We start from the raw sequence: 20,250 nt of genomic DNA, 5'->3' as shown, positions 1-20,250 counted from the left end.
GCCCGGGCCGGCACGGCTCCGACCCGACGCACGCTCAGTCCCTTCACCTCTCCGGCTGAGGGCTCAAGCAGCTCAGGCGTGCCGAAGCCTGCGCGGTGTTCCTCCCGGCCCGCTACTTCGCAGTCACGCCCGTACGGCCGGTGGGCCTCGGCAGCAGGGCGTCGTCGACGTACAGATCGACGTGCTCGTTGTAGAAGGCCGTCATGCCGGCGATGCCGTGGGCTGGGACGGTCGGGAAGTCGTACATCCAGGCGATGTCTTCGTAGGACGTGGTGCCGCTGTCGAACGACCAGTAGCTGCTCGTCGTCCCCTTGTACGGGCACTGCGTCACCGTGTCCGAGCGCCGAAGCCGTGTCCAGTCGATGTGCGTGCGGTCGAGGTAGTAGCGGGTCGGCAGACCGGTCTCGAAGAGCTTCACGCAGTAGGGGGCATCCGCCAGCACGACCCCGTCCAGCTCCACTCGCACGCTGCTGGACGAGCGCAGAGCGTCTACACGGGAGTACGGGCTCCTGGGATGCACGAAGACCGGCTCGTCCTCCTCGAACCAGGACTCCAGCGCCTCCCATTCGAAGCGCACCGTCCCGTGCAGGGGCCCCGGGGCACCCTCACCCCAGACCCACGCCGCGCCTTCACGGACCTCGGGGCCGACCTGCAGGGTGTGTCGGTGCGCCGGGCCCGGACCCAGTTGCCCGGTGTGGCCGTCGTCGACAAGCACGCCGTCGACCAAGTCCTTGACCGGGATGCAGAACTGGGGGTAGGCCTGCCGCTCCCAGACGTACAGGGCCCGGCGTGTGTCGAACACGACGCGGCCGTCGATCATGCCCCGGATGCGCCGCGGCACGGGCTCGACGTGGCCGATCGGGACGATCAGGCTCGGATGCAGAACACTTTCCGTTGCCATGGGACACCTGCGTTCGAATCGCCGACTGTGCACTCGCTGAGCCCTGTACCTGCGGGTGCCGGGACGACCACGCACCCTCGGGCCAACGGCCCTCATCCACGCCCGATGCTAGCTGTGCGGACCAGTGGCCCGCAGCGTGGTGTGCCTGGCGGTCAGGCTGCTCTCCCGTTCGTCTTGCGGGGCTGGTGTATCAGACGCTGCCGCATGGCTCGGCGTTCGTCCGCTGTTGTGCCGCCCCATACGCCGTCCGGCGGATCGGCTGCCAGCGCCCAGCTCAGGCACTCCCGTATGACCGGACAGCGACGACAGACGGTCTTCGCCAGAGCTGTCTGGGCCTCGGTCGGACGGCTGCTCGTGTCACCTATGGGGAAGAACAGATCAGGATCGGCGCCCCCACAGAGCGCCTGTTCACGCCAGTCCACGGCGCACCTCCTCGTGGCAGATTCATCAGGGCCGAAGTCTTGAGGTCCCGAATCTCGCAGATATGACCGAACACTCGGCGCTGCTGTGACACGTTCCTGAAGCCGTCGGCGCTGGCCGACGTGGGCCGGCGACCAGGATTCGCTGCGCCGGCGGCGGCCGCGGGTGTCCCCGGCGATGCCCGATGCATCGGGCCGACGCGTCGCGGACGACCGGGCTGCCGGCCCGACGGCGGTCAAGGCGGGCGCGGTGCGGAAGCCTCCGGGTCGCCGCACGGGCGCCGCGACCGGCCCCGACCGCCTTGCGGTCACGGGTTCCCTACGGCGCCGCTCCGCTCTGTGCCGCCTTGCGGTGCCGTGCGCAGAGGCGGGAGCCGGACTCGCGGCGGGCGGCGCGGCGCAGGAGGGGTACTGCGAGGAGGAAGCCCAGGGCCGCCCAGGCGGTCAACACCAGAGCGACCATGGGAAGTTCCCACGAGCCGGCCACCTCCGCGGCCCGTGCCGCGTCCGGGAGCAACGCCGAACGCAGGCCCTGCGCCATCCACTTGAGCGGGAAGGCGGCCGCCACCTGCTGGACCGGCACGGGCAGCGACGTGATCGGGAACACCGTCCCGGAGATGACCAGCAATCCCATCGTCGGCAGCATGATCAACGCCAGCGCCTCGCGGGGGTTGGGCAGGACCGCGCCTATGGCCGCACCCAGCGGTACGACGGCCAGCAGCCCCAGCGTGGTGACCCACAGCAGCGTCAGCCAGTCGCCCGGCCCGTGCGGCAGTGGCCCGTCCACCAGCAGTGCCGCGGCCCCCAGGAGCAGGGCCAGGGTGCCGACCGCCACCACGACGACCAGCAGGCACTTGGCGACGAGGTAGGCCGGTATCCCGCCGGGCGTGGCACGCAGCCGCAGCAGGGCGCCCTCCTCCCGCTCGGTCACGAGGATCTGCGGGAGGTTGACCATTCCGATCTGGAACAGCAGGTAGGCGGCGAATCCCGCCAGTACCAGATGGGCCATGGGGGTCCCGGTGCCGGGCACGTCGTCGCTGACGTAGCCGGCGACGAGCAGCGCGACGACCACGTTGGTCAGGTGGCCGAACATCTCCCTGCCGTTACGCAGGAGGTGCCGCAACTCGATGCCGCCGCGCTGGAGGCCCGCACGCCAACTCTTCGTCAGGAGCGTCACGTTCATGCGGCCTGTGTCTCCTCGTCCGCGGTCCCGTCCGTCCCGTCGGCCCCCCGTGCACCATGTGCAGGTAGGTGTCCTCCAGCGTCGGGCGGCGGACCTCCAGGTCGGGGATGGGGCCGTCCGTGCTCCGGTGGAGTTCCCAGACCAGGCGTGAGGGGTCTTCGGTGCGTTCGCGGCGGGGCGTCCCGTCGTCGGCGGTCCAGCGGACCTCGGCCTGGGCGGCGGCCCGCCGGGCCAGTTCCGCGGGCGTGCCGCAGGCCCGGATCCGGCCGCCGACGAGCATGGCGATGCGGTCGGCGAGGCGGTCGGCCTCCGCCAGGTCGTGGGTGGTGAGCAGCACGGTGACGCCCTCGTCGCGGGCCAGCTGTTCGACCAGGGCGTGGAACTCGTACCGCGCCTGCGGGTCGAAGCCGGTGGTCGGCTCGTCCAGGAAGAGGAGTTCGGGGCGGCCGACGATACCGAGCGCGACGTCCAGCCGCCGGCGCTGGCCGCCGGACAGCCGGTCCACCTGTCGGCCTGCCTGGTCCGTGAGGCCGACCAGGGCGAGCAGCTCGGCCGGGTCGCGCGGGGCTGGGTAGTACGTGGCGAAGTGCTTCAGCAGCTCCGCCACCCGCCAGCGGCGGTGGTCGCGCCAGGACTGCAGGACCAGTCCGATCCGCCCGCGCCAGGCGTCGTCGCCCCGCTCCGGGTCGGTACCGAGGACACTCACCTCCCCGGAGGAGCGGCGCCGGAAGCCTTCCAGGATCTCGACGGTGGTGGTCTTTCCGGCGCCGTTGGGTCCGAGCAGCGCGAAGACCTCGCCGCGGTGGATGTCCAGGTCGACGCCGTGGAGGACGTCGATGTCTCCGTATGTCATCGTCACGTCGCGCGCGTGAACGACGGGCTGGGCAGGTGCGTGCTTGGGCGTCATCGTGCCGTCCCCGAGTTGTGTCGCTGTGGTGGTGCTTCGGTGTCCGCCGCGGTACCGGCGGCCTCGACGATCGCCCGTAGAGCCGCGACGTGTCCCTCGAAGGCGGTGCGGCCGCGGTCCGTCAGCCGCACCCTGGTGCGCTTTGACTTTCCCGGTAGGCAAGTCGGCTCGGGCCCCGCGCCGCTGCAGGTTCACCCCCTGCGCCGTAATGGCGCCTCGGCCGGCAGCCTCGCCGGAGAGCGACGAGGGGACGACCGCGCTGCCGGGCTGCCGCTCACCCCGCGCACATGTGGATGAAGTGTGAATCTTGGCACGGTCTCAGCACGGCGCCGGCAGCCAACACCCCTTGTTTCCCAGGGCAGTCGAAGCTCGTTGCGAGCCGCTGACACCTCCGGGCGAGGTGTGGTGGTTGCGTGGCGACATCGGCCTGCGGGATTGTTGACTTCCGGCAACTGTTCTTCTTCGCTGAGTGAGGTGAGGGTCCACGCGTAGGGGCCCCGTTGTATGACTTCTTCCCCGGCCCGCCCCCGCACCGGTGCTGTCAGCACGGTGAGCGCCGAGACCGCCCCGTACCCCGTGGTGGTCATAGGCGCGGACGGGCACGTCGAGGAACTCAACGGCGCGGCCAGTGATCTTCTGCCTGCCGCCCGCCCCGGCCGGGCGCTGCCGTCACCCTGCTGGCTCGCCACCGCCGGGAGCGCCGATGTCCCCGGCCCCGCCGCCGGTGCGGTGGACGGCCGCTTCTTCTCGGCGCACCCCTCCGCCCTGGCGGGCGGCGGTACGGCGTGGTGGCTGGTGGAGGAGACCGACTATCAGCTGGCCGTGCAGGAACTCGAAGCCGAACGCGGGCGCACGAGGTTCCTCACCGAGGCTTCCACGGCGCTGCTGGCCTCGTTGAACCTCGACCGCTGCATGGAGGTCACCGCGCGCCTGGCCACCGAGCATCTGGCCGATGCCGCGCTGGTCATCGCACCCACCGCAGCCAAGAAGCTGCCGGTGATCGTATGCGACCACCGCGGCGAGGTCTCTCGTGACACGGTCGCCGTCACGCCGGACGCCATGCCGGGCTTGGCCGAGGCCTTGCGCGGGTTCCCGCCCGTGCCCTCCCGCTGGATAGACCCCGCCGCGGCTCCCGACTGGGTGGTCCCTGAAGGGTTCGGTGAGGTCGGTTCGCTGGTGATCACGCCGCTGCCGGGGCACGGCGTACCCGCGGGCGCGCTGATCCTGCTGCGCCGGGTGCAGCAGGCCGCCTTCACCGACGCGGAGGAGGCACTGGCCGGGCTGTTCGCGGCCCGGTCCGGCGCGGCGATGTCGGCCGCGAGGCTGTACGCGGAGCAGAACACGATCTCCGACATCCTGATGCGTGAACTTCTGCCGCCCACCCTGCAGCAGGTGGAGGGGGTGGAGTTCGCGGGCGGCTACCGGCCCAGCAAGGACACCGAACGCGTCGGCGGTGACTTCTACGACGTGCATCCGCCCGGCGACGACTCCCCCGAGACCCTCGCCGTCCTCGGGGACGTGGCCGGCAAGGGACTGGAAGCCGCGGTCCTGACCGGCAAGATCCGCAACACGCTGCACGCCCTGCTGCCCCTGGCCGGGGACCACGCCCACATGCTCCGCCTGCTGAACAACGCCATGCGCACCAGCCATCACACCCGCTTCGCGACCCTGGTCGTGGCCTCGGTGCGCCGTGAGGAGGGCGGCGTGGCCCTCCGGCTGACTGCGGCGGGGCATCCCGCGCCGTTGATCGTGCGCCGCGACGGGACTGTCGAGGAGGCCGACACCGGGGGAACGCTGATCGGTGTCGTGCCCGCGATCACCTCCCGCACCGCCCACGTCCGGCTCGCCCCGGGGGAGACGTGCGTGCTGTTCACCGACGGTGTCACCGAAGCCAAGGGCGGTCCGCTGGGCGACGCCTTCTTCGGGGAGCGGCGCCTCAAGCGCGCGGCGGCGGAGTGCGCCGGCATGCCGGCCGAGGCCGTCGTCGAGCGGATCCAGATGCTCATCTCCCAGTGGATCGGCGACGGACGGCACGACGACATCGCCGTCATGGCCATCACGGCACCCCGCGGTGCCCACCTCAGTGCGGTGGACGGGACGACCCGGGGCAGGTACACCGCATGAGCACCCACATCACCGGCACCACCGCCGAGGGGACGGGCCGGCACAGCGTCGGCGCCCGCCCCGTCTCGCCGTACGGCGACAGGCGGGCCGTGCCGTGGGCGGACAAGCTGTGGGTCGCCGTACGGGCCGCGGACGAGTACTCGGCCGTCGACGTCGTCGCCGACGCCCTGGCGGCGGGGCTGGACGCCGAAGCCGTGCTGCTGGACGTGATCGGCGCCGTCCAGCACAAGGTCGGCATCGAGTGGGCCGCCAACCGTATGAGCGTGGCCGACGAGCACGCCGCCACCGCGATCAACGACCGTGTCATCGCCACGCTCCCCACCCGCAGACCCGCCACATCGCGGGGCCGGATCACGGTCGCCTGCGTCGACCAGGAGTGGCACGCCCTGCCCGCGCGCCTGCTCGAACTCACGGGCACCTACGAGTACCTCACCACACCCCGGCAAGCCGACCCGCCGCAGGGGAACCGCCCCAGCTGAGAGCCTGGTGGCACTTGTGCGGGGCTGGCTCACGTGACGTCGCCGGCGCGCGAGCCGTCGCCGGTCGTCATCCGGGCGGAGCCGTAGGCCCGGGCGAGTACGCCTACCGTGTCGGCCATGGCTCGGCGCAGTTCGCAGGGGGCGACGACCTCGACGTCGACACCGAGCCGCAGCAGTTCGCCGCAGGCGTGCTCGATGCTCTCGGTCGGGATGACCGCCTCGACCCATCCGTCGTCGCCGACGGCGGCCGAGGTGGAGTCGACAGCCCGCACCACCTCGGGCGGGAAGTTGTCGGGCAGGCGCCGGCGTCCGCGCGGCGACAGGCGGATGGTGGCTGTGCCGGTGTGGCGGCGGGTCTGGAAGTCGTCGAGGTAGGAGGTCCAGTACGCGCCCAGGTCGAAGTCCGCGGGCCGCTCGAAGCGCTCGTCGCACGGGGCCGCGTCGAGGACCTGGGTCACCCGGTAGGTCGCGATCCGGTTCCTGCCGGCCGCCACGAGGTACCAGACACCGGACTTGAGTACCAGGCCGTACGGCCGAAGGCGGCGACGCACCTCTTGCGGCGCGCGCCACCGGCGGTAACGCACGTCCACCGCACACCGGGTGAGCACGGCGTCGACGAACAGGGTCAGATACGGCGTCTGTTCGCGCTCCCGGTACCAGCCCGGGGCGTCCAGGTGGAAGACCGCCGCGGTCCGTGCCGCCTCCTCGCGCAGTCCCGTCGGCAGCGCGGCCAGCAGCTTCAGCCGCGCTGCCGTCACCTCCGCCGCGAGTCCCAACTCGGCGGCTGGTCCGGGCAGTCCGGCGAAGAACAGCGCCCGCGCCTCCCCCTCGCTCATTCCTGTCAGGCGGGTTCGGTAGCCGTCCAGCAGTTGATGGCCGCCACGTCGTCCCGGCTCCGCGTAGACCGGGACGCCGGCGTCCTGCAGACGCGCCAGATCGCGGTAGGCGGTCCGTACGGACACCCCGAGTTCGTCGGCGATGTCTCGCGCGGACATGCGGCCCCGGGCTTGCAGCAGCAGCAACACCGACAACAGTCGACCGGCAGACATGGACGCATTCTCCCCGGAAAACCCTGACAGCACCTGGCACAAGGCTCCCTTAGCGTCGGTTCGCGCCCGCTCCGCGACCGGACCGGGCCCGGCGTCCGCCACCCGCCGGAGAAGAGAACTGAACAGGAGTTCCGCCATGCCCCCTGCCGGCCCCGTCCACCGCCCCGCCGTGATCGAACTTCGGCAGTACACACTTCGCACCAAGCGGCGCGACGAGTTCATCGAACTCTTCGACCGGGAGTTCGTCGAATCCCAGGAAGAGGCCGGGATGGTGGTGCTCGGCCAGTTCCGGGACCTCGACGATCCGGATCGCTTCGTCTGGCTGCGCGGGTTCCGGGACATGACGGGACGGCACCGCGCGCTGACGGCCTTCTACGGCGGCCCCGTCTGGGCCCGGCACGGCCCTGAGGCGAACTCCACCATGCTGGACAGCGACGATGTACTGCTCCTTCGTCCCCTGACGGACGCGAGTGGCTTCTCCGTCGTCCCCTCCCGTCGCCCCGAATCCGGTGGGCCGGCATCGGCCCGCTTCATGGCCGTCACCGTGTGGTCCTTCCCTCCTGGGCGGCACGACGGCATCGCACTGATCCGGGACCGCCTCCTGCCGGTGCTCCGCGCCACGGGACCCGCGCCGCTCGCCGCCCTGACCACCGAGACGGCACACAACACCTTCCCCAGGCTGCCGGTCCGCACCGGGGAGAGCGTCGCAGCGGTCTTCACCCCGTACCCCGATGAGACTGCCCACCGCCGGCACCTCGCCCAGGTCGAGGCCCAACCCCTCGTACGGAACGTGATACTGCCGGGCATCGAGCGCCAACAGACGGCGGAACCCCGGAGGTTGCGGCTGGCACCCACAGGCCGCTCGCTCCTCCCCTGACTGAGACAGCCCCGCCGCGCCGCCGTTGTCGCCCCTGGGGGCCAGCGCCCGCGTCTGCCGGGAGCGAGGTGAGGCCCGATGCCATGCCGTCTGCCGCGCCGGCCTCTGTGCCGGCCCCGCCACCGGCCGTTGCCCGGCATAGAGTTGACCCGGCACTGACACGGCATGGGGGGCACATGAGGGCGGAGACGGTCCCGAGCTGGGCATCGGCACTCGACTCGGTGGTGGTGTACGCGCAGGGCGCACTCTGCCGTCGGCTCGCCCGCGGCCGGGTGCCGGCCGACGGGCGGGTGCGGGTGACCGGCCTGCCTCGGTCGATGGACCCGGGTTCCCTACGCGTACGGGTCGTCGGTGTGTCCGGCGTTCGTGCCACCGAGGCCAGGACACAGGTCGACGCCGAACCGCTCGGCACCCGCCCGCTCGGCGAGCTGCGGCGTGAAGTCGAGCGGCTCCGTGACGCAGCCCAGGCCGCCCAGGCCCGCCGGAACCGGCAGCGGAAGCTGATCGAGGAGGTGGCGGCCCTGCGCCCGGTGCCGCCGCCCCGGAACAAGGAGGACCCCCACCGCCGTACACCCGTCGACGCGTGGCTGGAGCTCGCTGATTTCGTCGACGCCCGGTTGACCGTGCTGCACTCCCGCCTTCGTGAGGCGGAGGAGGAGTTGAAGGGCGTCGAGCACGAGTTGGACATCGCCTCCGACAAGCTCGCCCGCGCCTCCACCGATACCGCCGCACCGCACGTGGAGACCGCGATGTGCGCCGTCGTGACCCTCACCGGCGCCCAGGGCCCGGACACCGAGGTGGAGTTGGAGGTGGAATACGGTGTGCCCGGCGCGGTCTGGGCACCGGCGTATCGCCTCACCCACCGCCAGGGCGAGGGCGACGGACGGCTGTTGCTGCGGGCGGCGGTCGCCCAGCGCACCGGCGAGGACTGGACCGGCGTACACGTCTCGCTGGCCACGGCGGACCTGCGGCGCCGTACCGACGCGCCCCGGCTCCGTTCCCTCCGCATCGGACGCAGCCAGCCCGCCCCCGCGCCTTCGGGCTGGCGCGAGCCCCCGCGGGGGCTGACCGATCTCTTCGCCGGATACGACGCGGCAGGACCACGCCCGGCGATCGGCCCTGTTGCGGTGCCCGCCGCGGCCGTCAGGACGCACGAGGCCGGTACTTCGTCCCACCCCGTTCCTTCCCCGCCACCGCCACCGCCACCGCCACCGCCACCGCCACCGCCACCGCCACCGCCACCGCCACCGCCACCGCCACCGCCACCGCCACCGCCGGCAAGCTACGGCGCGCCTTCCGCCGTTCCGCCGGCGCCCAGCGGCGCGGTGCCGGGCCCCGGGCCCGCGGCACCGTCCGCACCAGCCGGCGGCGGCCACGCGCCACCCGCGTTCGGCCGTGACAGCGCTCCGCGAACCGGCGCTCGGCCCACCGCGGCACCTGCCATGGCTCCGGCGGCACGCGGCCGGGCCGTACCGCCACCGGCAGCCGCTCCTCAGCCGCCGTCGGCCCCGCCGACTCCTCTCTCGCCGGGCCCACCGCGACCGAGCGCAGCCGAACTCGACTACACCGCACTGGTCCTGTCCGGCCCCGAAACGCAAAGGGAGCGCCGGGGACGGCTGTTCCCGGGCACGGCATCCGACCCCCTGACGTACGAGTACCGCCGACGTGCCGAGGCTGTCGCGGCGCTGCCCCTCCCCGGGAGTGCCCGGCGTCCCCGCGAGTCGGCCGGCTCCTTCGACCTCCGCTACGACGCGGTCGCCCGCGCCGACGTACCGTCGGACGGTACGTGGCACACCGTCACCGTCGGCGAGGTGCCGGTCGGTCTGCGCACCGAGTACCTGTGCGTCCCGTCGGTGGAACAGGCCGTCTACACGACGCTGGTGTTGTCCAACGCCACCGATCAGGCACTGCTGGCCGGTCCGCTGGAGATCGCGTCCGACGGGGACTTCCTGCTGACCACCTCACTGCCCACGCTCGCTCCCGGCGGTGTGTGCCGGGTGGGCCTCGGGCCGAACGAGGCCATCGGGGTGACGCGCCGTACGAGCATGCGTGAGTCGACCTCGGGGCTGCGCAACAACGTCACACTTCTCGATCACCACGTCCATGTGGAACTGGCCAACCGGCTGACCGTTCCCGTCACCGTGGAGGTGCGCGAGCGGGTGCCGGTCACCACCGAAGCGGACGTGAAGATCGAGGAGAAGGCCGGCTGGAAGGCACCGGCGGACGGCAAGGACGCCGAGCGGCACGCGCCGGGCACCCGACTGTGGCGGATCGAGCTGCCGGCCCGCACCACCGCCTCACTCGACGGTGGCTACGTCATCCGTATCCCGGCCAGTGCGGCTCTGACCGGCGGCAACCGCAGGAGCTGACCCCATGTCCACGAGCCCCGAACCGATCGCCCTGCCCGTCACCGCCGTCACCTGCCTGGAGGACCGGGCCTACGTCGAGCGGACCGCCGTGCTCGACCTGGAAACCGGCACCCAGCGGCTGCGCCTCGGGCCGGTCAGCGCCCTGACGGTCGACCGCAGCCTGCACGCCGAGCTGTCCGCCGATCACCCGGTGACCGTGCTGGACGCCAGGGTCGTACGTGCGTGGACGCCGCGGGGGCCGGGCCCCGCCGAAGACGATTCCGCGCTGCGCCACCGGCTGACCGCCCTGAAGGAGGAACAGCGCTCGCTGGGACAGCAGCGGGACCGCCTGCACACCCGCGTCGACCTCCTCAGCCGTCTCGCCGCCGATCTGCTACGGGAGATCGGCGAAGGCGCCGGCCTCGGAGAGGCCGAGAAGGATCGCTGGAGCCGCGAACTGGACCGAGCCGACGACGAGCGGGACACCTTCGGCGAGCGGCTACGTGTGGTGGACGCCCGGCTGACCGCGCTCGCCGCCGAACTCTCCGCCGCCCAGCGAGCCCTGGAGCTCGCCGAGACGGAACCCACCGAGCTGGCGGCCCATGTCGAACTCACCGTGCGGGCGGACGCCGCCGGTCCGGCCGGGCTGCGCCTCACCCACCTCACCCCGTGCGCACTGTGGCGGCCTGCCTACCGGGCCGTACTCGACGGGGACTCGCTCACGCTGGACACGGACGCGATGGTCTGGCAGCGCACCGGCGAGGACTGGTCGGACGTACGGCTGACCCTGTCCACGGCCCGCTCCGCCCGGGCCACCGAACCTCCCCGGCTCGGTGAGGACCGGCTGACGCTCCAGGACCGTTCCACGGCGGAACGCCGCACCGTCCACGTCGAGTTGCGTGAGGAGGAGGTCGCGGATCTCGGACCAGCCCCCGTGCAGGGCCTGCCAGGGGTGGACGACGGTGGCGAGGTCCGTGTCCTGCGGTGCGACGCCTCGGTCTCCATCCCCTCGGACGGACGGGCCCACCGCGTGCCGATCTCGTCCTTCGCCACCCCCGCGAGCAGGGAGTACGCCTGCGCGCCCGAACTGTCCCCGCTGGTCAGCCAGGTGGTGCGGTTCGAGAACCGTGCCGGCCACGCGCTGCTCGCCGGGCCCGTGGACCTCGTCAGCGGCGGTGGCTTCATCGGTCGCGGCGCGCTGGATTTCACCGCTCCCGGCGCTCCCGCCGACCTCGCCTTCGGCAGCCGTGACGACCACCGGGTCCTGCGGCACACCGAGGAGACCCGTGACACGGTCGGCCTCAGCCAGCGCACCGTACTCACCCGGACCGTCCGGCTGCACCTCTCCCGCTTCTCGGCCCCCGCCGAGCGGGACGAGCACATGGTCGTCGTCCGCGAACGCATCCCGGTCTCGGAGACGTCGGCGGTCGAGGTGGGCCTGCGCAGGGAGAGCTGTTCGCCCGTTCCCGACGAGGTCGACGCGGACGGCATCGTCCGCTGGAACGTCTCCCTGCCCCCCGGAGGCCGGCGCACCGTGACGCTGGTCTACGAGGTCATGGCGGACGCCAAGGTGAAAGGCCTGTAGACCACGGGGGGCGGGATCTGGGCGGGCACGACGCGGGCACGTCGTGGCCCGCGCCACGGCGGACCGAAGCCGGGAGGAGTGGGCGCAGGTGTTGGCCCGGGTGGCGGAGCCCGCGCCGACGCACGGCCCGGTGGTCTGCGGTCCGTCCGCCGGCGCGTACGTGCCGGCCACCTACGGCGACCAACGGGGCGGAGACGCCTGCCATTGCGCACGCGCCGGCGATTGCGCCGCGAGGCAGTTGGTCCGTCTCCGGCTTCCTCGCCCGTGGCGGCGGGCTTGTCAGGGGCCTACGCCTTCGTCGGTGGCGTTGAGAACGGGACACGCCGAGTCGTTCTCCTGGCTCGGCTCGCCCGGGCAGTCGAAGAGCTGCAACTGGATCCTGCCCCGGCGTTCGTCACGACTTGTCGATACGCAGCTCGAACGGGAAGGGCTGCGGTCGTGACAGGGCACGCCGCGTCACCTCGTCGGTGACGCGGCCGGCGGAATCTCCCGGTACTCAGGCGTCCCTGATCGTCACGCTCACGGGCGTGCCGATCTCGACGGTTCGGCTCACCGTGCAGAGACGGTCGTGGGACGTCTTGACCGCGCGGGGCAGGATCGCGCGAGCGCGATCCGCGCCCTCGCCGTCCGGAAAGGCGACGGTGAAGGTGACCATAAGGTTCGTCATGCGATTGCCCAGGTCGTCGCTGATCTTGTCGCCGGTCACCGCCACGGAGAATTCGGCGGGCTCGGCGTGCCGACCGGTGGCGACATCGACATCCGCGGCCGTGCAGCCCCCGATCGCGGCCAGGAACAGCTCGACCGGCGTGAACCCGGTGCCCTGACCGTCCGGGACCGTGCCGAAACTGATCGACCCGCCGCGGGCGTTGGTCGCTACGAACTGGCCGCTGCTGGTGCGCTCGACGACGACGGAACGCTCGGTACTTTCGCTCATGCCGTCGACCCTAGTCGCGCCGGCGCGACTGGGCCTCGGCGGCCGAGGCGGACGGCGCCCTGCGATCAGCCGGGACAGCCAGGACGCCGGTGCAGGGCATCGTGCACAGGGAAAACGCCGCTGACCACACCTCGGTGCAGGAGCCACGCCGTGGCGTTCGGCCCAGGGCCGCCGCATACACCTGTTAGTCAAATTTGACCACTTCGACCAGGGGTGCACCTCCGTCCTGCAATCGCGATCCCGCCCGCCGGGCTCCACCGCCGCGGAAACACCTGCCTGCCGGGCCGAGAAGGTGTGACCTGGGCAGTAACGGTCCGATTTGCCCACAATGAGGGGAAGAGGCGCGCACCTCGCCCACCGATCCCACGGCGGCCGGGCCACCTGCACGCCTTGAGCGGAAGGATCAACCTGTGCGAGCTGTTCGATCGGAGACCGAGGGGAATCCGGGTCCGCTCCGGTCGGAGCCCGGCTCCCTGCTCGAACACGTGTCCGTAGCGGTCTTCGGTATGGACGACGCGGACCGGATCTGCGTCTGGGGACCCGGCGCGCAGGACCTCTCGGGCACGACCCTTCGGCAATCCTGTCCCAGCCCGCGGCCGTCCTCTTCCCCGGTCCGCCCCGCGGAAGCCCGCACACGGCCGAGAAGCTCGCGCAGCACGCCCGGACCCTCGGGTACTGGCGCCAACGGCTGCCGACGCTGCATCGTGACGGCACCGTCTTCCACTGCGGGTTCCGCGTCTTCCCCGTCACCGGCGCCATGGGGCGATCGGTGGTCATGGGTCTGGCTGCCAGCGGCGACGAACTCGACCGGGTGAAGACCAATCTCGCCTTCCTCGACGCCCTCTTCGAGACGTGCCCCATCGGCCTGGTCATGCTCGACGAGAACCTTTGCTACGTCCACCTCAACCAGGCTTTGGCCGAGATGGACGGCCTGGCCATCGAGGGCCATCTCGGGCGGTCCGTGGACGACGTCATGATCACGTCCGACGGCGGGGAGTTCCGGCGCATGCTGCGTTCCGTCGTCGCCAACGGCCCGCCGGTCGTCGGCACGCTGGTCGGACTGCGCACCCCGGGGCAGCCGGACCGTGACCAGGTGAGATCGGTGAGCCTGTTCCCGCTCAGCCGGGCGGTCGGCACGCGGCACGGGCTCGGCGGCCTGATGATCGATGTGACCGACCGGGAACAAGCGATCCTCGAGGCCACCACCGCCCGTCAGCGGCTCGCGCTGCTCGACCGGGCCGCCGCCACGATCGGCACGTCCCTCGACGTCCGCGTCACGGCCCAGGAACTCGTCGATGCCGCGGTCCCGGACTTCTCCGACGCGTCCTTCGTGGAGCTCGTCGGCCGGATGGACGTTCCTGAGGTGTTCGACGCGCACCGGCCCCTGGTCACCCACCGGATCGCCTCCGGCACCATCCTGCCGCCTCCCGCCATCGAACTCGTCAGCGGCCTGGAGACCGTGACGTACCCGCCGGGTTCCAGAATCCACCAGGCGCTGCGGACGGGCCGCCCGATCAGCTTCAACATCGACGAACACTTCGCGGCGACGACCGTCCTCCAGCAGGCCCGCGCACAACTCCTCCTCGACAGCGGTCTGACCTGCGTCACCATCGTTCCCCTCATCGCCCGGGGCACGGTCCAGGGGCTGACCATGTTCGGACGCTCCGCCGCCCGCCCGACCTTCAGCGAAGACGATCTGAGCCTGGCTTCCGAGCTGTCGTCCCGCGCGGCCCTCTGCCTGGACAACGCGCGCCTCTACAGCCAGGTCCAGGACATCGCGCTGACACTCCAGCGCGCGCTGCTCCCTTCCGCCCTGGCCACGAGTCCCCACGTGAAGGTCGCCCACCGCTACGTTCCCGGCAGCCATGTCACGGAGGTCGGCGGCGACTGGTACGACGTGATCAACCTCTCCGACGACCGCGTCGCGCTCGTCGTCGGCGACGTGATGGGGCACGGTGTCCAGGCCGCCGCCAACATGGGCCGGATGCGCATCACGGCCAAGGCGCTCGCCAGGCACAAGGAGGATCCGGCCGACCTGCTCGCAGAACTGGACGCCTGCGCCGAGGAAGCGGGCATCGAGCTGGCCACCTGCCTCTACATCCAGTACGACCCCTGGACCGGACGGGCCCGCATCGCCAACGCCGGTCATCCCCCACCGCTGGTACTCCACAGCGACGGCACTGTGGAGACGATCGGTGAAGTGCTCGGCGTGCCCTTGGGTGTCGGTGGCCAGCCCTTCGAGACGACCGAGGTCGACCTCCCCGACGGTGCGACCCTCGCCCTCTACACCGACGGCCTGATCGAGACCCGCGGCCAGGACATCGACGAGGGCGCGCGGCGCCTGCGCACCGAGCTGGGCCGCGCTGCGGGCCCGCTGGAGGAGGTGGCCGACCGCATCCTGGTGCGCCTGCTGCCCAACCCTCCGGATGACGACACGGTGCTGGTCCTGGCCAACGTCCGGCGAGCGCCCGTGCGGCCGGTGCCCTGAACCGTGCCGCCGTTCAGCCCTGGCCGGCACCGGCGGCGAAGGCACCCTCGCGTCGCTCAGTGGCACCCTGGGTCACATGGGCAAGACCGCGCTGATCGTCATCGACATGATCAACACTTACGATCACGAGGACGCCGAGTCGCTGATCCCCACCGTGGAATCCGTACTGCCGCAGCTGATCGGCCTGCTGGAACGGGCCCGGGAGCACGGCGTACCGGTGATCTACGTGAACGACAACTTCGGCGAGTGGCGCTCACACCACGGCGAGATCCTGGACAACGCCCTGTCGGGACACCACTCCCACCTGGTGGAGCCGCTACGGCCCGACGAGTCCTCCCTCTTCGTGGTCAAGGCCCGTCACTCGATCTTCTACGAGACACCGCTGAGCTATCTGCTCCACCAGCAGGGCATCGACCAGGTGGTGCTGTGCGGCCAGGTGACGGAGCAGTGTGTGCTCTACTCCGCCCTCGACGCCCACATCCGCCACCTCCAGGTCGTGGTCCCCCGGGACGCGGTCGCGCACATCCATGCCGACCTCGCGGACGGGGCGCTGCGCATGATGCAGCGCAACATGGGAGCACAGGTGTGCGACAGCGAGGAGTTGTGGGCGTGAGGCGATCCGCGACCGGACGGGGCCGGGCGAAGCCACCGCGTCAGCCTTGAGCGCATGCCCGTCGCGTTTCGGCGACCGGCGACGCCACGGGCGGGCTGCCGGCCTCTCCACGTCGAGGCACGCACCAGGGACAGCTACGTCGTCTGCCACCCGTGAACCGGGTCAGCGGCAACGGCGAATACGAATGGGCCCGCGGACCTCCGTCGACGCGACGGGACGGCCGCCCTGGGTGATCTCGACCTCGCCGGCCGTCACCAGCTTCCCGGCCGCCCGACGGGCCGGTTCCAGCAGCGTCCGCCAGCCGTCGTCGCCTCCTTCGTACACCGCCCTGGCAGCGTCGGAGGGGCAGATCGACGCCGTGGGGCCGCGTCGCTCCAGCAGGTCCAGGATGGCCCGTTCCAGGCGGCGCTCCGTCCGGCCTTCCCCGTCCGTCACCCTGTCAGTGTCGCACCATGGGAGTCAGCGCGGCACGAGCCATCAGGCGCAGGGCGGGTGAGGCCGATGATGCCGTCGTCATCGGGTCGCCAGGGTCATGAGGAAGCGGGTTTCTGCGTCGTCCCGCCCGGCGCAAAGCCTGGGGACAGCGTTGAGGGCGGCTTGGGCGCGACACCAAGCCCATACTCGTTCGGGCGACTGGCCGGGGACCATCGAGGCCAGCCATCCGATCCTCCGCCTCAGCACGGTGAGGTCCGAAACTCCGCCGAGTACCCAGTCCACCGCGTCGAAGTCAGGGTCACCCCACGTGGGCCTCGGGTCGATGGCCACCAGGCGGTCACCGGGACCAGACAGCACGTTGGCCGGGTGGAGATCGCCATGAACGAGTGTCACCGACCCACTGCGGCACAGCTCCATGGACGCCGACCAGGCACGTTCAAGCACCGCCGCGTCGACCCGCCGGCCTCCGTTCGCCGCCGCCAGCCTGCGCTCCGCCAAGGTGAAGAGGAACTCGATCCGCTCCGACAGAGGGCGCAGAGCCGAAGTCTCCGTCGGAGGCGGAGAGCACTCCCGCAGTTCCTGGAGCAGGACTGCCACATGTGGCAATCGCCGGTCGGGTTGTTCGACCGGCTGACCAGGTGTCACGTCCTCCAGTAGCAGGGCTCCGACTGCGAGGTCCTGAGCCAGCAGATTCACGACAGAGGATGTCCCGGACCAAAGGGACAGCGCTTCCGCCTCCTCTTCAGCGATCACCGGATCCGGCGTGACCTTCAACCACACCGTCCTGCCCACGTCGCCCAGCAGGCAACGGAAGACGCGCGAGGTGCCGCCGCCCTGGGACTGCACAGGAGTGAGCTCCCAGCGAGCGGCGAGCTCGCTGACGAGAGTCGGCAACGCATCGCACCACCCGACCACTTCGGGCCCGAAGCGTACGGCGAGCCGATCCCGGACCAACTGCGTCATGAAGGCCAGCTCGCTCACACGTCCCCCAGGTTCTCGGCACCTCGCCAAGCCTACGAACCCTGAATCGAACATGTCCCACTTTCCTGGAACCCACAGGTGGGCCGAACCACCGCCGGAGCGGCGCACCGTTCACCAACGAGGTGACGGCGTGCTCCAGCGGTGGCGATGCTGTTGGATTCGCGCCTGGGGTCCGCCCGGAGCGTCTCCCAGGCGGACCCTGTCCCTCATCCTTCGGCGGCCTCGCGGATCAGCGGCTCGAACTCATGCCGCACGTAGGCGTCGAACGGCTCCGTCAGCGCACCGTCGATCACCCGCCGCACCCTGCACCTCGTCGCCAACTCCTTGAGCTCCGCGCGGGAGTCCGGACCCACACCCCCGCCGATGATCAGCACCCCGAATTCCCCCGTCTCCAAGTGCTTCCGGGCCTCCTCGTCGGTGCTCACCCCCTCCGCGTCGAAGCCGTCCGCGCGCAAGGTGGTGAGCACCGCCGCCACCCTGGCGGGCGTCCTTCCCAGCACCAGTGTTCTCATAGCCGTTCCCCTCCAGCACATCGACAACAGCGCACCCGACCCTAGAGCCTCGAGCGGACCCTGCTGCGCAGTCATGCGGCCGGGCATCCGCCTGCGGACGCACGTCCAGCGCCGACGCAGGTCGCGTCGGCGCTTGCGCCCCCGAGAGGGCCCTGCTTCATATGCGTAAGAAATGCGTTCCCTGTGGCCTTGTACGCAGCACCGGGCAACGAAGTCGGCGAGCCCGGACGCGTCGGTGCAGCACCGACGCGCGACCGGGCCCCTTCGCCATGGGGGTCACTCGGCTCGCCGCTGAACAGACCGGCCCGGTACGCGTCCAGGCGTCGCGGCTCCGGGACGTACAGCTGGCTTCCGAGGTGGGCAGACGCTCAAGTTCGAACCGAAAGGCTGTATCCCGGTACGTCCTTACTCGCCTTCGTCCTCGTGGTGCTGGCCGTGGTCCTTCTCGGGCTCGACGACGAAGTCGCCCCCGACAGCCGTGGCATTGGCCGTCGAGTAAGCCTCGGCGACGACCGGCGGAACCGATTCACCCTCGTCGGCGACGCCCACGCCGGCGCCGAAGGCGGACAGCCCCGCAACCGTCACGGCCACGACTGCGGCACGCTGAAACTTGAACATGGATGACCCTTTCTTACCCAGGCGTGATGCCCGGCTTGACTACTCGCTGTGATGATATGCACATACTTCGTCAAAGCCGGGGATCTGCGTCGCAGGTGTCGCGTCGCCCCCATGCCGCACCGGCTTCGGCCGCACCGGCCAGTGCGACGCCCCGCACACCGGGCGAACAGGCGGCCAGGCAAGCGGATCCGGGGCCCAGGCCATCGGCGGGGTGCCGCCCGGGTCACAACAGTTCCAGGGCTCGTCGTTCGAGTACTGCGCTGCTCTCGACGATCTCGGCGAGACGATCGAACAGTTCCCTGCGCTGTGCGGCGTCGGGTGCTCCGTTCTCCTCGGCGAGCGCGTCGGCCCGCTCCCCCAGGGTCCGAATCTCTTCCCTGGCTTCCTGACCGCCGGACATCATCAGCCGCGTCTGCTGCTCGCAGACCGCCGTGTACGCGCCCAGGCCGGACACCGACTCCAGTGCGAGGGCAGCGACTCGTTCCCATCCACGGGCCGACTCGCGGAACAGGGCTGCCGCATCGGGGCGGCCTGCCAGCTCCAGGAAGTCGGCGTACAGAGGCCGGCTCGCCGCCGGTGCCGTGTACTCCACCTCAAGGCACTCGTGCAGCCTGCGCAAGCCGTGGAAGAAGGGCACGGGCTTCCCGAAGCGCCGCTCCCACCCCGTCTTCGTCCTGGCGTCCCGCAGTTGCGTCGCGAGCTTGTCCATCCCGGAGAATCCGAAGTTGACGTCGAAGTTGTTGCCGAGGACCGGCCCTGTGAGATGACCGGCGGTCGCGGCGATCGCACCGTCGATGTCGGGAGCACCGTCGGCCGGACCGGTCGGCACGATCATCTGGTGGCGACCCTTCCTGTAGGCGGACCACGCGGCGCCGAACTCCTCGGTGCTGATGGCGTGCGGTACCGCCGACTCGTCGTCGACATGGAGGATGTCCCCGTCGTGGCCGGCGACCACGACCGTGTAGGGGTCCGTCCCGAAGCCCGGCTCCATCCCGTGCCAAGGGAGCCGTGACCTGTCCACGGTGCAGAACACCGGATGACCCGCGTCCAGGGCCTTGCGCAGTTTGGCCCACTGGGGCTTGCCGCTGCGCTGGATGTCGTACGGCACATGCAGCCGGTCCAGGGCCGTCTGGACCCAGGGCTCAGGATGGTGCTGGGCGACGATGGTCAGAAGCGGCGGCAGGCCCTGGTACTCGAAGACGAAGTACATGAAGCCGATGCCCCCGGCCAGCCCGGCGATCAGCGCCTCGTCGTACACACTGCCGAGCGCGTGCCGGATCAGGGACGCCTCGTGATGCTGGTCGGTACCGAACTCCGCATAGGCCAGTCCGGCGGGAACCGCGGGCATCGGCGCCCCGGCCGCCTTGGCCAGTACATGGCGGCGAGCCGTGGTGTAGGACTCCCCGGTGCGTGACATCCGCTCACGCACCAGCTTCTTGAATGCTCGCTGCTCCGTCACTGTCGGTCCCCTCAGGGCGGTCGGCACGGGCCCTCACGCAGACCGTCACCGTCACCCGGAAGGAAGGACAACGAAGGGTGCCACACCTACGACGACAGAGAAGATCACCTTTGCCCCTGCGGGGCCGGGTGGCGTGAGCACCCGGTTCAGGGGTCGGGCGGGTAGGAAACGCCGCCGACAGGCTATCCCGCCGCTGCGGAGGCGACAAGCAGGCCGCAGCCCGGTGTGACGCCGCTCCGACGCCACCCCCACCTGAAGTGGGCGGAGGTGGCGCAGGGGGGGTGGGCGGCGCGCGGCAGAACCCCACAGGGCCCCCCGCCCCCCCCGCCGCCCCCCCC

Annotated in this window: 18 protein-coding genes and 1 pseudogene; 7 read left to right on the top strand and 12 right to left on the bottom strand. The window is 71.2% G+C overall.

Features of this window, described 5'->3' with window-relative positions:
* Positions 1-112 precede the first annotated feature (112 nt).
* The 5 genes and pseudogenes from ACGF8A_RS25400 to ACGF8A_RS25380 form a co-directional block, all read right to left on the bottom strand.
* A complete protein-coding gene (locus tag ACGF8A_RS25400; RefSeq protein WP_393111924.1) occupies positions 113-901 on the bottom strand; it encodes a DUF427 domain-containing protein in 789 nt (262 codons plus the stop codon).
* 152 nt (positions 902-1,053) lie between these two features.
* Positions 1,054-1,323, bottom strand: a complete 270-nt coding sequence (locus ACGF8A_RS25395) for a WhiB family transcriptional regulator (RefSeq protein ID WP_393111922.1) — start codon at positions 1,321-1,323, stop codon at positions 1,054-1,056.
* Between the two features lie 316 nt (positions 1,324-1,639).
* Positions 1,640-2,503 carry an ABC transporter permease gene (locus ACGF8A_RS25390; protein WP_393111920.1) on the bottom strand — a complete coding sequence of 288 codons (864 nt, stop codon included), beginning with the start codon at positions 2,501-2,503 and terminating at the stop codon, positions 1,640-1,642.
* On the bottom strand, positions 2,424-3,356 hold the full coding sequence (locus ACGF8A_RS25385) for an ABC transporter ATP-binding protein (RefSeq protein WP_393112064.1): 933 nt from the start codon (positions 3,354-3,356) through the stop codon (positions 2,424-2,426). The genes ACGF8A_RS25390 and ACGF8A_RS25385 overlap by 80 nt, the downstream gene beginning before the upstream one ends.
* Positions 3,357-3,406: 50 nt before the next feature.
* Positions 3,407-3,562, bottom strand: a pseudogene (locus tag ACGF8A_RS25380) (transcriptional regulator); the annotation flags it as partial.
* Positions 3,563-3,914: 352 nt separating this feature from the next.
* Here ACGF8A_RS25380 and ACGF8A_RS25375 point away from each other — a divergent pair.
* Both ACGF8A_RS25375 and ACGF8A_RS25370 read left to right on the top strand, forming a co-directional pair.
* Entirely contained in the window at positions 3,915-5,534 is a 1,620-nt protein-coding gene (locus ACGF8A_RS25375; RefSeq protein WP_393111918.1) for a PP2C family protein-serine/threonine phosphatase, read from the top strand.
* Entirely contained in the window at positions 5,531-6,013 is a 483-nt protein-coding gene (locus ACGF8A_RS25370) for a B12-binding domain-containing protein (protein WP_393111916.1), read from the top strand. The genes ACGF8A_RS25375 and ACGF8A_RS25370 overlap by 4 nt, the downstream gene beginning before the upstream one ends.
* Positions 6,014-6,042: 29 nt before the next feature.
* Here ACGF8A_RS25370 and ACGF8A_RS25365 read toward each other — a convergent pair whose 3' ends face one another.
* Positions 6,043-7,062: a helix-turn-helix transcriptional regulator gene (locus ACGF8A_RS25365; protein ID WP_393111914.1), complete on the bottom strand. Its 1,020-nt coding sequence runs from the start codon at positions 7,060-7,062 to the stop codon at positions 6,043-6,045.
* Positions 7,063-7,198: 136 nt separating this feature from the next.
* Between ACGF8A_RS25365 and ACGF8A_RS25360 the strand changes: the two genes are divergently transcribed.
* The 3 genes from ACGF8A_RS25360 (at position 7,199) to ACGF8A_RS25350 (ending at position 11,872) form a co-directional block, all read left to right on the top strand.
* Complete coding sequence (locus ACGF8A_RS25360; RefSeq protein ID WP_393111912.1) at positions 7,199-7,939, top strand: NIPSNAP family protein; 741 nt, start codon at positions 7,199-7,201, stop codon at positions 7,937-7,939.
* 176 nt (positions 7,940-8,115) lie between these two features.
* Positions 8,116-10,308, top strand: coding sequence for a DUF4139 domain-containing protein (locus ACGF8A_RS25355; RefSeq protein ID WP_393111910.1), 2,193 nt, complete (start codon positions 8,116-8,118; stop codon positions 10,306-10,308).
* A 4-nt stretch (positions 10,309-10,312) separates the two neighbouring features.
* Complete coding sequence (locus ACGF8A_RS25350; RefSeq protein ID WP_393111908.1) at positions 10,313-11,872, top strand: mucoidy inhibitor MuiA family protein; 1,560 nt, start codon at positions 10,313-10,315, stop codon at positions 11,870-11,872.
* A gap of 496 nt (positions 11,873-12,368) precedes the next feature.
* Here the strand turns inward: ACGF8A_RS25350 and ACGF8A_RS25345 are convergent, their stop codons facing one another.
* Positions 12,369-12,806: an OsmC family protein gene (locus tag ACGF8A_RS25345; protein ID WP_393111906.1), complete on the bottom strand. Its 438-nt coding sequence runs from the start codon at positions 12,804-12,806 to the stop codon at positions 12,369-12,371.
* 775 nt (positions 12,807-13,581) lie between these two features.
* Here ACGF8A_RS25345 and ACGF8A_RS25340 point away from each other — a divergent pair.
* Both ACGF8A_RS25340 and ACGF8A_RS25335 read left to right on the top strand, forming a co-directional pair.
* Positions 13,582-15,294: a SpoIIE family protein phosphatase gene (locus ACGF8A_RS25340; RefSeq protein WP_393111904.1), complete on the top strand. Its 1,713-nt coding sequence runs from the start codon at positions 13,582-13,584 to the stop codon at positions 15,292-15,294.
* 76 nt (positions 15,295-15,370) lie between these two features.
* The gene (locus tag ACGF8A_RS25335; RefSeq protein WP_393111902.1) at positions 15,371-15,907 is read left to right on the top strand and encodes an isochorismatase family cysteine hydrolase; all 537 of its coding nucleotides are present in this window, start codon (positions 15,371-15,373) and stop codon (positions 15,905-15,907) included.
* Between the two features lie 162 nt (positions 15,908-16,069).
* On the opposite strand, the gene ACGF8A_RS25330 is transcribed toward ACGF8A_RS25335, so the two are convergent.
* The 5 genes from ACGF8A_RS25330 to ACGF8A_RS25310 form a co-directional block, all read right to left on the bottom strand.
* Positions 16,070-16,342: a DUF3253 domain-containing protein gene (locus tag ACGF8A_RS25330; protein ID WP_393111900.1), complete on the bottom strand. Its 273-nt coding sequence runs from the start codon at positions 16,340-16,342 to the stop codon at positions 16,070-16,072.
* A 78-nt stretch (positions 16,343-16,420) separates the two neighbouring features.
* Positions 16,421-17,323: an aminoglycoside phosphotransferase family protein gene (locus ACGF8A_RS25325; RefSeq protein ID WP_393111898.1), complete on the bottom strand. Its 903-nt coding sequence runs from the start codon at positions 17,321-17,323 to the stop codon at positions 16,421-16,423.
* A 206-nt stretch (positions 17,324-17,529) separates the two neighbouring features.
* Positions 17,530-17,835, bottom strand: a complete 306-nt coding sequence (locus tag ACGF8A_RS25320) for a hypothetical protein (RefSeq protein WP_393111896.1) — start codon at positions 17,833-17,835, stop codon at positions 17,530-17,532.
* A 405-nt stretch (positions 17,836-18,240) separates the two neighbouring features.
* Positions 18,241-18,453 (bottom strand): hypothetical protein, encoded by a 213-nt coding sequence (locus ACGF8A_RS25315; protein ID WP_393111894.1) that lies wholly within the window; start codon positions 18,451-18,453, stop codon positions 18,241-18,243.
* A 223-nt stretch (positions 18,454-18,676) separates the two neighbouring features.
* Positions 18,677-19,912, bottom strand: coding sequence for a BtrH N-terminal domain-containing protein (locus ACGF8A_RS25310; protein WP_393111892.1), 1,236 nt, complete (start codon positions 19,910-19,912; stop codon positions 18,677-18,679).
* Between the last annotated feature and the right edge of the window lie 338 nt (positions 19,913-20,250).

Origin of the sequence: Streptomyces sp. NPDC047706, from assembly GCF_043204795.1 — a bacterium.
GTDB lineage: Bacteria > Actinomycetota > Actinomycetes > Streptomycetales > Streptomycetaceae > Streptomyces.
The sequence above is the reverse complement of the archived record's forward strand: the minus strand, read 5'-3'. Positions and strand labels throughout refer to the sequence as shown.

Bases quoted from the DNA above. Each gene is read 5' to 3' on its own strand.
- ACGF8A_RS25390 (WP_393111920.1), bottom strand. From the start codon at position 2,503: ATGAACGTGACGCTCCTGACGAAGAGTTGGCGTGCGGGCCTCCAGCGC.
- ACGF8A_RS25320 (WP_393111896.1), bottom strand. From the start codon at position 17,835: ATGAGAACACTGGTGCTGGGAAGGACGCCCGCCAGGGTGGCGGCGGTG.
- ACGF8A_RS25335 (WP_393111902.1), top strand. From the start codon at position 15,371: ATGGGCAAGACCGCGCTGATCGTCATCGACATGATCAACACTTACGAT.
- ACGF8A_RS25340 (WP_393111904.1), top strand. From the start codon at position 13,582: ATGGGTCTGGCTGCCAGCGGCGACGAACTCGACCGGGTGAAGACCAAT.
- ACGF8A_RS25315 (WP_393111894.1), bottom strand. From the start codon at position 18,453: ATGTTCAAGTTTCAGCGTGCCGCAGTCGTGGCCGTGACGGTTGCGGGG.
- ACGF8A_RS25400 (WP_393111924.1), bottom strand. From the start codon at position 901: ATGGCAACGGAAAGTGTTCTGCATCCGAGCCTGATCGTCCCGATCGGC.
- ACGF8A_RS25350 (WP_393111908.1), top strand. From the start codon at position 10,313: ATGTCCACGAGCCCCGAACCGATCGCCCTGCCCGTCACCGCCGTCACC.
- ACGF8A_RS25355 (WP_393111910.1), top strand. From the start codon at position 8,116: ATGAGGGCGGAGACGGTCCCGAGCTGGGCATCGGCACTCGACTCGGTG.
- ACGF8A_RS25360 (WP_393111912.1), top strand. From the start codon at position 7,199: ATGCCCCCTGCCGGCCCCGTCCACCGCCCCGCCGTGATCGAACTTCGG.
- ACGF8A_RS25365 (WP_393111914.1), bottom strand. From the start codon at position 7,062: ATGTCTGCCGGTCGACTGTTGTCGGTGTTGCTGCTGCTGCAAGCCCGG.
- ACGF8A_RS25375 (WP_393111918.1), top strand. From the start codon at position 3,915: ATGACTTCTTCCCCGGCCCGCCCCCGCACCGGTGCTGTCAGCACGGTG.
- ACGF8A_RS25345 (WP_393111906.1), bottom strand. From the start codon at position 12,806: ATGAGCGAAAGTACCGAGCGTTCCGTCGTCGTCGAGCGCACCAGCAGC.
- ACGF8A_RS25370 (WP_393111916.1), top strand. From the start codon at position 5,531: ATGAGCACCCACATCACCGGCACCACCGCCGAGGGGACGGGCCGGCAC.
- ACGF8A_RS25385 (WP_393112064.1), bottom strand. From the start codon at position 3,356: ATGACATACGGAGACATCGACGTCCTCCACGGCGTCGACCTGGACATC.